The 14,315-nt window shown below is 63.5% G+C and carries 10 protein-coding genes and 1 riboswitch; of the genes, 3 read left to right on the plus strand and 7 right to left on the minus strand.

Features of this window, described 5'->3' with window-relative positions:
* Positions 1-239 precede the first annotated feature (239 nt).
* Positions 240-761 (plus strand): hypothetical protein, encoded by a 522-nt coding sequence (locus BLU35_RS29350; RefSeq protein ID WP_176907484.1) that lies wholly within the window; start codon positions 240-242, stop codon positions 759-761.
* A 54-nt stretch (positions 762-815) separates the two neighbouring features.
* Here the strand turns inward: BLU35_RS29350 and thiC are convergent, their stop codons facing one another.
* From thiC to BLU35_RS29365, 3 genes are all read right to left on the minus strand, one after another.
* Positions 816-2,636: a phosphomethylpyrimidine synthase ThiC gene (gene thiC, locus BLU35_RS29355; RefSeq protein WP_093235671.1), complete on the minus strand. Its 1,821-nt coding sequence runs from the start codon at positions 2,634-2,636 to the stop codon at positions 816-818.
* A gap of 90 nt (positions 2,637-2,726) precedes the next feature.
* Positions 2,727-2,855: riboswitch (TPP riboswitch) on the minus strand.
* A 95-nt stretch (positions 2,856-2,950) separates the two neighbouring features.
* Positions 2,951-4,315: a sigma-54-dependent transcriptional regulator gene (locus BLU35_RS29360; protein ID WP_093235673.1), complete on the minus strand. Its 1,365-nt coding sequence runs from the start codon at positions 4,313-4,315 to the stop codon at positions 2,951-2,953.
* 3 nt (positions 4,316-4,318) lie between these two features.
* Entirely contained in the window at positions 4,319-6,187 is a 1,869-nt protein-coding gene (locus BLU35_RS29365; protein ID WP_176907486.1) for a sensor histidine kinase, read from the minus strand.
* A 228-nt stretch (positions 6,188-6,415) separates the two neighbouring features.
* Between BLU35_RS29365 and BLU35_RS29370 the strand changes: the two genes are divergently transcribed.
* Complete coding sequence (locus BLU35_RS29370; RefSeq protein ID WP_093235674.1) at positions 6,416-7,741, plus strand: dicarboxylate/amino acid:cation symporter; 1,326 nt, start codon at positions 6,416-6,418, stop codon at positions 7,739-7,741.
* Between the two features lie 79 nt (positions 7,742-7,820).
* Here the strand turns inward: BLU35_RS29370 and BLU35_RS29375 are convergent, their stop codons facing one another.
* Positions 7,821-8,540, minus strand: coding sequence for a helix-turn-helix transcriptional regulator (locus tag BLU35_RS29375; protein WP_093235715.1), 720 nt, complete (start codon positions 8,538-8,540; stop codon positions 7,821-7,823).
* 91 nt (positions 8,541-8,631) lie between these two features.
* On the opposite strand from BLU35_RS29375, the gene BLU35_RS29380 reads away from it, so the two are divergent.
* Positions 8,632-9,243 carry a glutathione S-transferase family protein gene (locus tag BLU35_RS29380; RefSeq protein WP_093235676.1) on the plus strand — a complete coding sequence of 204 codons (612 nt, stop codon included), beginning with the start codon at positions 8,632-8,634 and terminating at the stop codon, positions 9,241-9,243.
* A 43-nt stretch (positions 9,244-9,286) separates the two neighbouring features.
* Here BLU35_RS29380 and BLU35_RS29385 read toward each other — a convergent pair whose 3' ends face one another.
* The 3 genes from BLU35_RS29385 to BLU35_RS29395 all read right to left on the minus strand — a co-directional run bounded on the left by BLU35_RS29385 (position 9,287) and on the right by BLU35_RS29395 (position 14,187).
* Complete coding sequence (locus BLU35_RS29385) at positions 9,287-9,787, minus strand: hypothetical protein (RefSeq protein WP_093235677.1); 501 nt, start codon at positions 9,785-9,787, stop codon at positions 9,287-9,289.
* 97 nt (positions 9,788-9,884) lie between these two features.
* Positions 9,885-10,808: a response regulator transcription factor gene (locus BLU35_RS29390; RefSeq protein ID WP_286161661.1), complete on the minus strand. Its 924-nt coding sequence runs from the start codon at positions 10,806-10,808 to the stop codon at positions 9,885-9,887.
* Positions 10,801-14,187, minus strand: a complete 3,387-nt coding sequence (locus BLU35_RS29395) for a hybrid sensor histidine kinase/response regulator (RefSeq protein ID WP_093235680.1) — start codon at positions 14,185-14,187, stop codon at positions 10,801-10,803. Before BLU35_RS29395 ends, BLU35_RS29390 begins: the two co-directional genes overlap by 8 nt.
* Between the last annotated feature and the right edge of the window lie 128 nt (positions 14,188-14,315).

Genomic DNA, 14,315 nt, shown 5'->3' on the forward strand with positions numbered 1-14,315 from the left:
CCGGAGTCCGGCTTCGAGAAATGGCGTAGGTCCCCCTCCGTTGCGACGAAGTTGACCTGTCTTCAAGGCTCTCATTTCGTGTCAACGGTCTTCTGCCGGGCAGACGATTCAGGCTGGCTCCGTTCGAAGCGCCTTTCCGGCGTCTGGCGGAAAAGGTTAAGGAAATTGCTGCCGCCGTGCCAGACCTTGCCGCTTGGTCCGTAATCCCGTGAGTCGCGCAAGGATGAGTGGGGCTCGCTGTGGCTATCGCTGTCGATGACGGCAGCACCTCCGCCGCCTGCGCCGGTACCGCCGGGAACGCCGCCTACGCCGCTGCCGTCACCGGTGCCCCAATCGCCACCACCCCCATCGCCGCCACCCCCATCGCCACCACCCTCTGTGCCGTTGCTTCCGCCGCTCCCGACGTTTTCGCCACCTTGGTCGCTGCCATCAGTGCCATTTTCACCATTCCCGCCGCCGACATCGTCGTCCGCATGGGCGGCGGAAATCCAGGAAAAACCCGTGGCAAAACTCCCGCTGTCGTCGAGGCGTGGCAGAACTCCAGCGAGTGCCACAAGGCCGCCTATCGACAGGGCCGTCAGTCTCAGCAGGCGTGTCCTCAAGTCATTCTCCTCGTAAACGGCGTTTTTTTCGTCGTCGTGCAAGAGCGCCGCAGAGGACGGCAGCTTGGCGTGAATGACGGGTCCGCCGGCGGCGACTTTTGCGTGAACCTTACATATCGTTCAACCGATAAGGGGGCAAGCTATTCCCCCAGGGCCTAGCATCCGCCTTGCCGTCGGAAGGGACTACGAGGCGTCCCTCCCGACGTGTGCGCTTTAACTCTGAGCTTCGACCTCAGCGACCGGCATATAGAGGTCGCCACCCTCGCGGTATTTCGCGGCCATTGCCTCCAGCCCCTCCTTCTGTGCCTCGGCGCGGATGTCGTGCGAGATCCGCATCGAGCAGAACTTCGGGCCGCACATCGAGCAGAAATGCGCGACCTTGTGCGCCTCCTTCGGCAGCGTCTCGTCGTGGAAGTTGCGGGCCGTCTCCGGGTCGAGGGAGAGGTTGAACTGGTCCTCCCAGCGGAACTCGAAGCGGGCGCGCGAGAGAGCGTCGTCGCGCACCTGGGCGGCCGGGTGACCCTTGGCGAGATCGGCGGCGTGGGCGGCGATCTTGTAGGTGATGACGCCGACCTTGACGTCGTTGCGATCGGGCAGGCCCAGGTGTTCCTTCGGCGTGACGTAGCAGAGCATGGCGGTGCCGAACCAGCCGATCATCGCAGCGCCGATGCCGGAGGTGATGTGATCGTAGCCCGGTGCGATGTCGGTCGTCAGCGGGCCGAGCGTGTAGAACGGCGCCTCGCCGCAGACGGCGAGCTGCTTGTCCATGTTCTCCTTGATCTTGTGCATCGGCACGTGGCCGGGGCCTTCGATCATCACCTGACAATCCTTGGCCCAGGCGATCTTCGTAAGTTCGCCGAGCGTCTCCAGTTCGGCGAATTGCGCGGCGTCGTTGGCGTCGGCGATCGAGCCGGGGCGCAGGCCGTCGCCGAGCGAGAAGGAGACGTCATAGGCGCGGCAGATGTCGCAGATCTCCTCGAAATGCTCGTAGAGGAAGCTTTCCTTGTGGTGATGCAGACACCACTTGGCCATGATCGAGCCGCCGCGGGAGACGATGCCGGTGACGCGATCGACGGTGAGCGGGATGTAGTGCAGGCGTACGCCAGCATGGATGGTGAAATAATCGACGCCCTGTTCGGCCTGCTCGATCAGCGTGTCGCGATAGACCTCCCAGTTGAGGTCCTCGGCAATGCCATTGACCTTTTCCAGAGCCTGGTAGAGCGGCACGGTGCCGATCGGCACCGGTGAATTGCGGATGATCCATTCGCGGATGTTGTGGATGTTGCGGCCGGTCGAAAGGTCCATAACCGTATCGGCGCCCCAGCGCGTCGCCCAGACCATCTTCTCGACCTCCTCGGCCATCGACGAAGTGACAGCGGAGTTGCCGATATTGGCGTTGATTTTCACCAGGAAGTTCCGCCCGATGATCATCGGCTCGGATTCCGGATGGTTGATGTTGGCGGGCAGGATCGCTCTGCCGCTGGCGATTTCCTGGCGCACGAACTCCGGTGTCACATGGTCGGGGATATGGGCGCCGAAGCTTTCGCCGTCGCGAGCTATCGCGCGTGCCGCATCGCGGCCGAGGTTCTCGCGGATCGCCACGAACTCCATCTCCGGCGTGATGATGCCGGCGCGGGCGTAGGCAAGCTGCGTTACCGCCTTGCCGCCAGTCGCCTTGAGCGGCGCGTGCTGGAACGGGAAGGTCGGCGTCAGCCGGTCGCCGCTGGCAAAACCGTTGTCTTCAGGACGGACGATGCGCCCCTCGTAGGTTTCCACGTCGCCGCGCCCGACGATCCAGTTGCGACGGAGTCGCGGCAGCCCCGCCTCGATGCTGATCTCCGCATCGTCGGCGGTATAGGCGCCGGAGGAATCGTAGACGGTAACCGGCGGCTCGCCGGAGGTCGGGTGCAGCGCGATCTCGCGCATCGGCACGCGGATATCCGGGTGGAGGATGCCTGATTTGTGGACCTTGCGGGAGGCGGGAAGCGGGCCTTGGGTGACCGTGAGAGGGGTGGGCTTTGTGGCAATATTCATGACGAGGCTCCAAGTTTGCGATTGGAGACCCAGTTCTGATGCCGGAAGGATGAAAGACGCTCCGCCAGGTGCTGGACGCACGGAATCCTGGCTTCGATATCTGCACCGTCCCTACGCCAGTATGAACTGGATCAGGTTCAACGGGTCACTGCGCCACAGCCGGTAAGCCGGCCATCCAGCAGAATCTCAGCCCCTTGCGGGACCCCCCTGGTGAATGCCCAAGAGATAGCCATCGAACGGCACGGGTCGTCAAGCGCGAATTCGCCCGTCGACAAAGATGCAATTTCTGGGTGTATTTTGGCCGCCGACGAGAGTTAGCTGCCGGATTTTTCCGGAACGCCGCGCTCCGCATAGTCGGCTCGGTTGATGCCGTGGCGCTGGAGCTTGTCGTAGAATGTCTTGCGCGGAATACCGAGCGCCTCGATCGTCGCCTTGACGTCGCCGCGCTGGGCGCGAAGCACTTCCTTCAGGATCTCTGCCTCGTAGCGTTCGAGCCGTTCCGGTAGCGCGAAACCCGGCTGTTCTGCTGGCGCAACCGGCTGTCCCAGCGGGCCTTCGACGCCGAGCGCCACGCGTTCGGCAAAATGTGAGAGTTCGCGCACATTGCCGGGCCAGGCATGGGTCATCAGGTGTTGCTGCACTGCCGGCGAGACGTGAGGCACGTCGCGCCTGAAGCGCTCCGCCGCCCGCGTCAGGAAGTGCGAAAAGAGCAGCGGGATATCATCGCGGCGCTCGCGCAACGGCGGGATCGACAGCGTCACGACATTCAACCGGAAGTAAAGGTCCTCGCGGAAGTCGCCGCGCTGGGCCGGGTCGCTGAGGTCGATCTTGGCGGCGGCGATGACGCGGATATCGACGGGGCGCACCTGGTTGGTGCCGAGTGGCGTGATCTCGCGGGCTTCGAGAACGCGCAGCATCTTGACCTGGGTCGCCGGCGGCATCGCCTCGATCTCGTCGAGGAATAGCGTGCCGCCGCTCGCGTGTTCGATACGGCCCACACGCTTCTTCAGGGCGCCGGTGAAGGCACCCTGTTCGTGGCCGAAGAGTTCGCTTTCGATCACCGTTTCCGGTAGCGCGCCGCAGTTCAGCGCCACGAAATTGCCGTCGCGGCGCCGGCTCCAATTGTGGAGTAGCGTCGCAACGACCTCCTTGCCGCTGCCGGTTTCACCGGCGACAAGCACATCCACATCGGTATCGGCAATGTGTCGGATCGTCTGGCGCAAGCGCTCCATGACCGGCGTCTGGCCGATCAGCGGCAGGCTGCTGCCGGCCGTTTCGGCCGCCCGTTTGAGCGCGCGGTTCTCCATGACGAGCCGTCGCTTTTCGAGCGCGCGGCGCACGCTCTGCACCAGTCGGTCGGCGGCAAAAGGTTTTGGGATGAAGTCGTAGACGCCATCCTGCAGCGCTTGAACTGCCATCGGGATGTCGCCGTGGCCGGTCACCAGAATAACCGGCAGGTCCTTGTCGAAGGTAGCGATGCGGCGAAAGAGTGCCAGGCCGTCGATGCCGGGCATGCGGATATCGCTGACCACGATGCCGTCGAAATTGGCGTCGAGGGTCTCGAGCGCTTCGGCGCCGCTCGCATGCGAGGTGACGGCAAGACCGGCAAGCTCCAGCGTCTGCGTCATCGCCTTGCGCAGATCGTTGTCGTCGTCGATGAGGCAGACGGACGGCTGCATCGCTCAGGCCCTCTTCAGGCGAACCGTGAAGACGGTGCCCTTGTCGCTGGTTTCGACTGATATCTCGCCGCCATAGTCGGCGACGATCTCCTGGGAGATGGCGAGTCCAAGGCCGAGCCCTTCGTCCTTCGAGGTGTTGAAGGGGGTGAACAGGTCCTCGCGGATATGCTGTGGGATGCCGGGGCCGTTGTCGGAAACGACAAGCAAGACCGTGTCGGAGGGACCTTCCTCACAGCGCACGCGGATCTCGGCATCGCTGCGCTCGCCGAGTGCCTCCAAGGCATTTTGCAGGAGATTGATCAGGACCTGTTCAAGACGGATGCGGCTGCCGAACACGCTGAGCCCGTTTTCCGGCAGGTTGATGACGATGGCATCCATGCGGCCGGCAAAGCGGCTGCGCAAGAGCATCAAGGCGCCCTCGATCACCTCGCGCATCGGTGTCGGCTCTGCGACGAAGCGGCCCTTGCGGGCGAAGCTGCGGAGCTCGTCTGTGATCGTGCCGACCCTTTCGGTCAGCTCGGCAATGCTGACGAGGTTCTCGACCGCCGTTTGCTGCTGCCCCCGGTCGAGGAAGGTGCGGGCATTGTCGGCATAGGCGCGGATGGTCGCGACCGGCTGGTTGATCTCGTGGGCGACGCCGGCGGCCACCTGGCCGAGGATCGCCAGCCGGTTTGCCTGGACCAGTTCCTGCTGCACCGCCTGCAGCTTCTCGCCGGTGCGCCGGTGGTCGGCAATCTCCGTTTCGAGATGATCGCGCGCAAGGCTGAGGTCATGGGTGCGCTCCGCCACGCGGCGCTCCAGTTCATCGCGTGCAGCACGCTCCCTTGTCGCAACCAAGGTCAGGGCCTGGCGGCGACGCAGGAGAAAGGCTGCAAGCGCGAGCAGCGGCACGATCACGGCCAGCGCAATCAGCCGGGCCTCGCGGGTTGCCGCCGAGACCGCACCATCCAATGGCGCCAATTGCTCCAGCCGCCAGCTCGTGGTCGGAACCATGGTTTCGACCCGCAGGAATCGTTGCTCGCTGTCGCCCGGCAGTAGCGCCCGCAATTCGCTGGAACCGTCGCTCGTGGGTTCGATGTCGCGGAACGGCAGCGGCAGCAGCGAGGCGTCGCCGAATTGCAGGCTGTCGCGGATCGCGGCCACCCGGTCGCGCGGAATGGTTCTGGTCGTCATGAAGCGCCAGGACGGGAAACTGGTAATGAGTACGATGCCACGCCGGTCGGTGACATAGACAGGCTTGCCGGAAGCGAGCCATTCAGCTTCTACATCGTCGAATTCAAGCTTGGCGACGACGACGCCGATCGGGGCACCGGGGCCTTGGACCCGCCGAGAGATGTAGAGACCCGGCCGCTTGCTGACGGTGCCCATGGCGAAGTGCTCGGCCTTGCCGTCGCGCATCGCCATGCGGAAATATTCGCGGAAGGCGTAGTCGTTGCCGACGAAGCTCGTCGGCTCACGCCAATTGCTGGCGGCGATCGCAACGCCGTCGTTGCCGATCACATAGATGACGGCGGCGTCCGTGTTGGCGGCAAGTGCCTGCAGTTTCTCGTTCAGCCGCTGCAGCGCCTGATCGTTGTGGGTCGAAAGCGCTGCCTTCACTTCGACGTCGTCGGCCAGCACCAGCGGCGTCGAGCGTTGGCGTTCGAGCACGGCGCGCAACAGCGACGCCTTCAGATTGGCATCGATCCGGCTTTGGGCATCGACCGTTTCGAGTGCCCGGTTGCGCCCATATTCGCCGGCAAGCAGGAGGGCGGCGACAAGCAGGGCGATGGCGAAGCCGGCGAACACCAGCCAGGTGCGGCGCATCGACCGGTCGAGATCTGCCAGATTGAGGGGGGCGGATAAGGCATTGAACATGGCGCGATTGTGCATTTTTTCGCTCAGACTTCCAGGTGACCTGTGCGGAAATCCGCTCAACTCTTTGTGCGTGTCGAACCGTATGAACGAAACATCCACGTCGATTCAAGGGCTTGGCTCTCGCCGCAGAGAATTGGCACGCCCGTTGCAAATGACATCCTCATGACAGCCCGAGCTGTCGCGCATCGGAAATTGACCCGGGAGGCCCGGCATGACGCCGGACTGGGTCCAGTGGAGGATATCATGATTATCGACCAATCCGCGGAACCGCGCGGCAAGACACCTTTCTATCGTCATCTCTATGTCCAGGTGCTGGCGGCGATCGCGGCGGGCATCCTGCTCGGCCATTTCTATCCGTCGCTCGGCACCGAGTTGAAGCCGCTCGGCGATGCCTTCATCCGCCTTGTCAAGATGATCATTGCGCCGGTCATCTTCCTGACGGTCGCGACCGGTATTGCCGGCATGACCGATCTCGCCAAGGTCGGCCGCGTCGCCGGCAAGGCGATGATCTACTTCCTGACCTTCTCGACGCTCGCGCTGATCATCGGCCTGATCGTCGCCAATGTCGTGCAGCCGGGCGCCGGCATGCACATCGATCCCGCCTCGCTCGACGTCAAGGCCGTGACGACCTATGCCGAGAAGGCACATGAGCAGACGATCACCGGCTTCCTGATGAACATCATCCCGACGACGCTGGTCGGTGCCTTTGCCGATGGCGACATCCTGCAGGTGCTGTTCATCTCCGTGCTCTTCGGTCTCGCGCTGGCGATGGTCGGCAACAAGGCTGAGCCGGTCGTCGATTTCCTGCACGCGCTGACGCTGCCGGTCTTCAAGCTCGTCGGCATCCTGATGAAGGCCGCTCCGATCGGCGCCTTCGGCGCCATGGCATTCACCATCGGCAAATACGGCGTTGCCTCGATCGCCAATCTGGCGATGTTGATCGGCACCTTCTACTTGACGTCCTTCCTCTTCGTCTTCCTGGTTCTCGGCGCCGTCGCCCGCTACAATGGCTTCTCGATCATCGCGCTGATCCGCTACATCAAGGAAGAACTGCTGCTGGTTCTCGGCACATCCTCGTCGGAAGCGGCACTGCCGGGCCTGATGAGCAAGATGGAAAAGGCCGGCTGCAAGCGCTCGGTCGTCGGCCTGGTCATCCCGACCGGCTACTCCTTCAACCTCGACGGCACCAACATCTACATGACGCTTGCGGCCCTCTTCATCGCCCAGGCCATGGACATTCCACTGTCGCTCGGCGACCAGGTGCTGCTGCTGCTCGTCGCCATGCTGAGCTCCAAGGGTGCTGCCGGCATCACCGGCGCCGGTTTCATCACGCTGGCCGCAACGCTCTCGGTCGTTCCCGCCGTTCCGGTCGCCGGCATGGCGCTGATCCTCGGCATCGACCGCTTCATGTCGGAATGCCGTGCGCTCACCAACTTCGTCGGCAATGCGGTCGCGACGATCGTCGTTGCGAAGTGGGAAGGTGAACTCGATGAAGCGCAGATGGCAGCTGTCCTCGGCGGTCGCGCGCCTGCCGCCCTTCCGCAGCCGGCATTGCAGCCGGCCGAATAAGGTTGCCTCCCAAGGCATGACTGCCTAAGCGCAGTCCGAACGCGGCCCGTGGAAACACGGGCCGCGTCGTCGTTTGGGCTCATCGCCCGCTCAGCTTCATCTTCGGCCGGTCGGGCGCACTACCGTTCAAGTAGGCGATGAACTCCCTAAGCATAGGCACCCGGCGCGGGCGGAAACTCTCTTCCGTCATACGGACATCGGCGATGCGGTCGACGCGGAATTTGCGGTAGTCCTCTCTCAGACAACACCAGGCGAGCAGCACCAGCACCCGCTCCAGATAGACGATCGCCAGCGGCAGCACCTGCCGGTCGGTCCTCTGTTGCCCAGCGTCCACATAGCCGATGACGACCGCGCGCTCCTGCCAGCAGGCTTCGCGCATCAGGCTGACATCGGCCACCGGTGGATCCCGGCGCTCGAAGCGATAGACCTGCGATGCGGCGTGCAGCGCCTGGCGCTGCACCCGGTCGGGCAGTGTCGCCGTGATCTTCGAAAGCACCGCGCCCGCCGCTGCCGCGAGATCAGGCTCGCCCATGTGCTGCACTTCGGCGAGGCCAAGCACCAGCGCCTCGATTTCGAGCCGCGTGAAGGTCTGGGGTGGCAAGGCGATGTCCTCCGTCAGCCGGTAGCCGAAGCCCCGTTCGCCATCGATGACGGCGCCGGCGGCACGCAGGCTGTCGATGTCCCGGTAAAGCGAGCGCAACGACACACCGGTCTCTTCGGCGAGCCGAGCGGCCGTTACTGGGGAAGGGAGGGTGCGCAGCGCCTGCAGCAGGCGGAACAAACGATCACTACGGGCCATGACTGAAGATAGACGAAGCCTACTGACGGAAACTGACAGTTGGGCAACTGTATAGGTTTCGCATTCGCAAACGCAACCGAGGAACTTCATCATGCTGACGCTCTTTCACGCCCCGCGCTCGCGCTCGTCGCGCATCATCACGCTGCTTCGCGAACTCGACGCCCTCGACAAGGTCGAAATCAAGATCGTCGACATCACCCGCGGCGACGGCAGTGGCCGGAAGGACCCGGCGAACCCGCATCCGGAAGGCAAGGTGCCGCTGCTCGTCCATGACGACGTCGTGCTGTGGGAAAGCATTGCGATCATTCAGTATCTGACCGATCTCTTCCCGGAAAAGAAGCTGGCGCCGCCTGTCGGCGACCCGCAGCGCGGCCGTTATCTGAGCTGGCTTGCCTGGTACGCCGGCGTCGTCGAGCCGGTGCTGATCATGCAGGCGGCGGGGCTTTCGCACCCCTATCTGGATACCACCTTCCGCGGTCCGGAACAGATGGCACAGCGCCTTGAAAACGCGCTGAAGGACAGGCCCTATCTGATGGGCGAACACTACTCGGCGGTCGACCTGCTGCTGCATTCGCCCTTTGCCTGGTATCCTGCAGCGACACCGGACAGCGAAGTCGTCAAGGCGTGGGTCGAACGCTGCGGGCAGCGCCCGTCGCTGCAATGGACCACCGACTATGACACTCGCACCGCGGCCGCGGCCTGACTGCGCTGAGTGGCCGCTCTCGGAGAGGGCGGCACTTCCTCCGCTATTTTCGCCTGAGGTTGATCTCGCTCGTCACCACCCGCTTGCCGGAAGCTGGGTCGACATCAACCGTCGTCAGCTGCATGCCGTCGGCGCCGATCTTGCGTACGGTCAGGTCGGCGCGGCGGTCGCCGTTGACTTCCTTAGCCCAGCGGATGGTGAGATTGATCGCATCGCCGCGGCGACTGCCATCGAGCCCGGCACGCCCGCCGCGAGGGCCGAGATAAGAGCCGCTATAGGTTGAGCCTGTATAGCGCAGCTTCGCGTCGATGGAGCGTGAGATCAGCAACATGCCTCGGCAGACACCGGCCATCGACAGCGCGAGGCCGGTTGCCTCGGAGTTGAAGCTGCAGGATACGTTGACTGGCGACATATTGGTCCGGATACGGACGACGCCGCTGCCCGCCCAGCTCCCGCCCAAGGACTTCAGGAACGCGCCCTCGTCCGCGCGCGCAACGCCGGCGGCGCATGCGGTCATGACGACAAGCAACAGCCATCGGGGCATGGATGCAACCCTCCGTTCAGCGGCATCAATAGTACATCAGTGGGCATCTAGGTCACCAGCCGAACGTGTCAGCGTGGCAGATGTTCCGTTCGTCGCCTCAGATCCCGTGCAGAACCTGCGTTGCCTTGACGGCGGCCGATGCCCGGTTCTCGACGCCGAGCTTCACATAGATTTGTTCCAGATGCTTGGTCACCGTACGCGCGCTCAGGCCCAGGATCTCGCCGATGTCGCGGTTCGCCTTTCCCTTGGCGATCCAGAGCAGCACCTCGGATTCCCGCTGTGTCAGCGCGAAATGCTGGCGCAGCATTTCGTCGTCCGTCAGCCGGTTCTCTGCCGTCAAACGGAAGAGGTATTCGTTCGGTCCGATCGCGCCGAGAAACGATATCTGCAGGCCCGCCTGGCCGGGCTGGTCGAGGGCAAAGCTCTCGTCGCGCGATGACGCGCCGCGTGTGCGGTTTTCCATCCAGCTTGCGATACGCCTGGTAACGGTCGACAGACCATCGTCTCGGCCGGTCGCGGCATTCACGAGTCGGGTTGCCTGCGGTGTCGACCAGCAGACGCCGCCATCGGCGCGCACGGCAAGGAGGTGCCTTCCGGCCGCATCGAGCGCGACCCGCGCGCTCTGGGCCGAACGGGCGTTGGAGAGGTGGACGCGAATACGGGCCCGAAGCTCGTCGATGTTGATCGGCTTGGTCAGATAGTCGACGCCGCCCGCCTCTAGCGCACGAACAACGTGTTCGGTCTCCGTCAATCCGGTCATGAACAGTACCGGCGTCTGGCCGACGGCGGCGTTGGCCTTGAGGCGCCGGCAGGTTTCGAACCCGTCCATGCCCGGCATGACCGCGTCAAGCAGAATGACGTCGGGAGTAATGCGCTCCGCGATCGAAAGCGCGGCGTTGCCCGACGTTGCGATCAGCGCGGAGAAGCCCGATTGCTCCAGCGCTTCGGTCAGGAAGCCGAGAGCTTCCGGCGAATCATCGACGAGCAGAACGATGTCGCGGCGGTCATAGGTCTCAGCCACGGGCGTCGCCTCCTTCTTGGGGGTTGTTCCTGAGGAAGGCGTCGTAGCCGGAAAGATCGAAGGCCTGCACATAGGTCCGCGCCTCCTCGACAAAGGATTGGTGTTCGGGTGCGAGCGCGATCTCCGTCAGCTTGGCCTCGATGCCCCTGATGTAACCGATCTCGCCGAGGCGGATCAGTTCCTGCACATGATGAAGATCCGGACGCGTCATCGATCGGACCGTTGGCGCGGCATGAGGCGGCTGTTCCTCGTCTTCGTGGATCCAGGTCAAGGCGAGATGCACCGCAAGTTTGTCGACGAGTTGGCCGACGACGAAGGGTTTGGCGAGCGTGTCGTTGTGGCCGGTGAAGGCGCCGGTGGTCGAGCCGTCGCCGATATTGGCCGACAGCATGATGATCGGCGCCGTTTGTCCTGCTTCACGCAGCCTGGCGGCGAGTTCCCAGCCGTTCATGCCCGGCATCGAGATGTCGATCAGCAAGAGGTCAGGGCTGACGCCCGCAAGGAGGGACAGGCAATCGGCCCCGGATGGGATTGCGAAGACCGTGAAATCCATGGGCACCAGGATCTCGCGCATCAGCGTGCGATGATCGGCATTGTCGTCGACGACCACGATCGTGCGCCGCGAGCCGAGATAGGAAGTGACGCGCCGGACGGGTGCCGCGAGCGCCGGTCGGTCGACGGCCGAAAGCATCAGCCGGACGCGGAAGGTGGTGCCTTTGCCAGGCGTGCTCGTGACGGCGATTTCGCCGCCGAGCGTCTGCGTCAAAAGCCGGGTGATCGTCAGGCCCAGCCCGAGGCCTGGCATGCTGCCTTGATGCTCTGCCTCGCCGCGCTGGAAGGGGTCGAAGATGCGTGGCAGATCCTTGTCGGCAATGCCGCGGCCGCTGTCGGCTATGGTGAAGGTCGCCACCTGGCTTCGATAGGCGACCTCCAGGCGAATGCCGCCACGCTCCGTGAATTTCAGTGCGTTGGAGAGAAGGTTGACGAGGATCTGGCGCAGGCGTTTCTCGTCGGTTTTCACATAACGCGGCAGACTGGCGGCGCGCTCATGCTCAAAGGCGATGCCTTTCGCCTGCGCCTGCGGCCGGAACATTTCGACGATCTGGTCGAGGAAATCGAAAATGTTGATCTCGTTGGAATAGACCTGCAGCTTGCCGGCCTCGATCTTGGAGATATCCAGCAGCCCGTCGATCAGGCCGGAGAGATGATCGGCGCTGCGCTTGATGACCTTGATCGCGCCCTGTCGCGCCGGCGGTATGGTCTCGTCGCGCTCAAGCACCTGGGCATAGCCGAGCACGGCGTTGAGCGGCGTTCTGAGCTCATGGCTGAGACCGACGACGTAGCGGCTCTTGGCGCGGTTGGCGGCCTCCGCCGTCTCCTTCGCCTGCTGCAGGGCCGCATCGGTCTTCTTATGGGCGGCGATTTCTTTCAGTAGCAGCGTGTTCTGGCGGGAGGATTCTTCTTCGGCCACCACGCGGCTGTCATGGGCGAGCACATAGAACCAAGAGACGATGCCCGCGAGCACGGCAAAGACGAAAAAGACGATGGCGACGGTACGCTCGACCACCGCGGCGCTTTCCGGAGAAGCGCCGGCGGTCTGATGCGCGATCATTGCCAGGATCAGGCCTATGCCGGCAATCGAGAGGATCGCCGAGATCGCATAGCGACCAAGGCGCGTTGCCAGCTTTTCAGTGATGGCGCGCGGCAGCAGGGTGTTGGCGACGGTTGCGACCTGGGCGTTGAAGCGCGCCTTCGGCTTGCACATGTCGTGGCAGCGACTGTCGAGCGAGCAGCAGAGCGAACAGATCGGCGCCGCATAGGCGGGGCACCAGGCCATGTCCTCCGGTTCGAACGGATGTTCGCAGATTGAGCAGGTGATCTCGGTCCGGTTGGCCCAGCTCCTGCGCGGCTTGCGGGCGAGGTAGAATTTGCCATCGGTCAGCCAGGCGATCAGCGGAGAGGCGATGAAGGCGACGACGAGGGCAATATAGGGGGCAAGCGAGGCGGCAATTTCACCGAAGGCGCCGAAATGCGCCGTCAGGGCCACTGTCGCCGAGATCGCCATGGCGCCAAGGCCGACTGGGTTGATGTCGTAAAGATGCGCACGCTTGAATTCGATACCGGGCGGCGACAGGCCGAGCGGCTTGTTGACGAAGAGGTCCGCCGAGATGGTGCACAGCCAGGCCATGGCGATGATCGAAAAGACGCCGAGTGTTTCCTCAAGTAGCCGGTAGATGCCGAGCTCCATCAACAGAAGCGCGATCGCAACGTTGAAGATCAGCCAGACGACGCGGCCCGGGTGGCTATGCGTCAGTCGCGAGAAGAAGTTCGACCAGGCGAGCGACCCGGCATAGGCGTTCATGACGTTGATCTTCAACTGCGACACGACGACGAAGGCGACCATCAGAAGCAGTGCCGCCGTTTCCGACGGGATCATGTAGCCGAAGGCGGTGTAGTACATCTGCGCCGGATCGGCGGCTCTGGTCGAGGGGACGCCGCTCGAGAGCGCCAAGACGACGAGGAAGGAGCCGGCGAGCAGTTTTGGCGCGCCGACGATCACCCAGCCAGAGCCGGCGAGGAACACGGCGATGCGGTGATGCAGCTTGCGCTGCCCGTCCGGCGGCAAGAAGCGCAGGAAGTCGACCTGCTCGCCGATCTGCGCCATCAGCGCGAAGATCACGGCAGACGCCGCACCGAACTCGACGAGATCGAACGAGGCGATCGTGCCCGGTGGGCCGGACGCATGGTGGATGCCGGAATAGGCGAGCCAGGCGCCAACTTTCTCCCAGTCGGCAAGGGCGATGAAGACGAAAGGCAGGATGTTCAGCACGATCCAGAAGGGTTGTGTCACCAGCTGGAACTTGCTGATCAGCCGTACGCCATGGGTGACGAGCGGGATGACCATGACGGCACTGATGATGTAGCCGATCCACAAGGGGATGCCGAGCGCCAGCTCGAGCGCGCCTGACATGATCGAGGCTTCGATCGCAAAGAGGATGAAGGTGAAGCTCGCATAGATCAGCGAAGTCAGCGTCGAGCCGATATAACCGAAGCTCGCGCCGCGGGTCAGAAGATCGATGTCGACGCCATGGCGGATGGCATAGCGGCTGATCGGCAGGCCGACCGTCAGGATCATCAGGCTCGCAACGACAATAGCGACGATCGCATTGGTGGTGCCATAGGACATGGTGATGGCGCCGCCGATCGCCTCCAGCGCCAGAAAGGAGATTGCGCCGATGGCTGTCTGCGAAATGCGTTCGGAGGAAAAACGGCGCGCGCTTTTGGCGGTGAAGCGCAGCGCATAGTCTTCCAGCGTCTGGTTGGCGACCCAGCGATTGTATTCTCGCCGAACGGGAATGATGCGCTGGCGTGCCGCCATGGAGGTCCTAACGTGCCGTCAAGGGAGGGCTGCCTTTTTTCTTAGCACAGATGTTTTCTGCTTAAAATTGCTGCAGTGGCGAAAATGTGCGGTGCAGCAAAGAAAAAGCGAGACCAGCGGATTCGGCT

The sequence above is a fragment of the Sinorhizobium sp. NFACC03 genome, from assembly GCF_900103435.1.
GTDB lineage: Bacteria > Pseudomonadota > Alphaproteobacteria > Rhizobiales > Rhizobiaceae > Ensifer.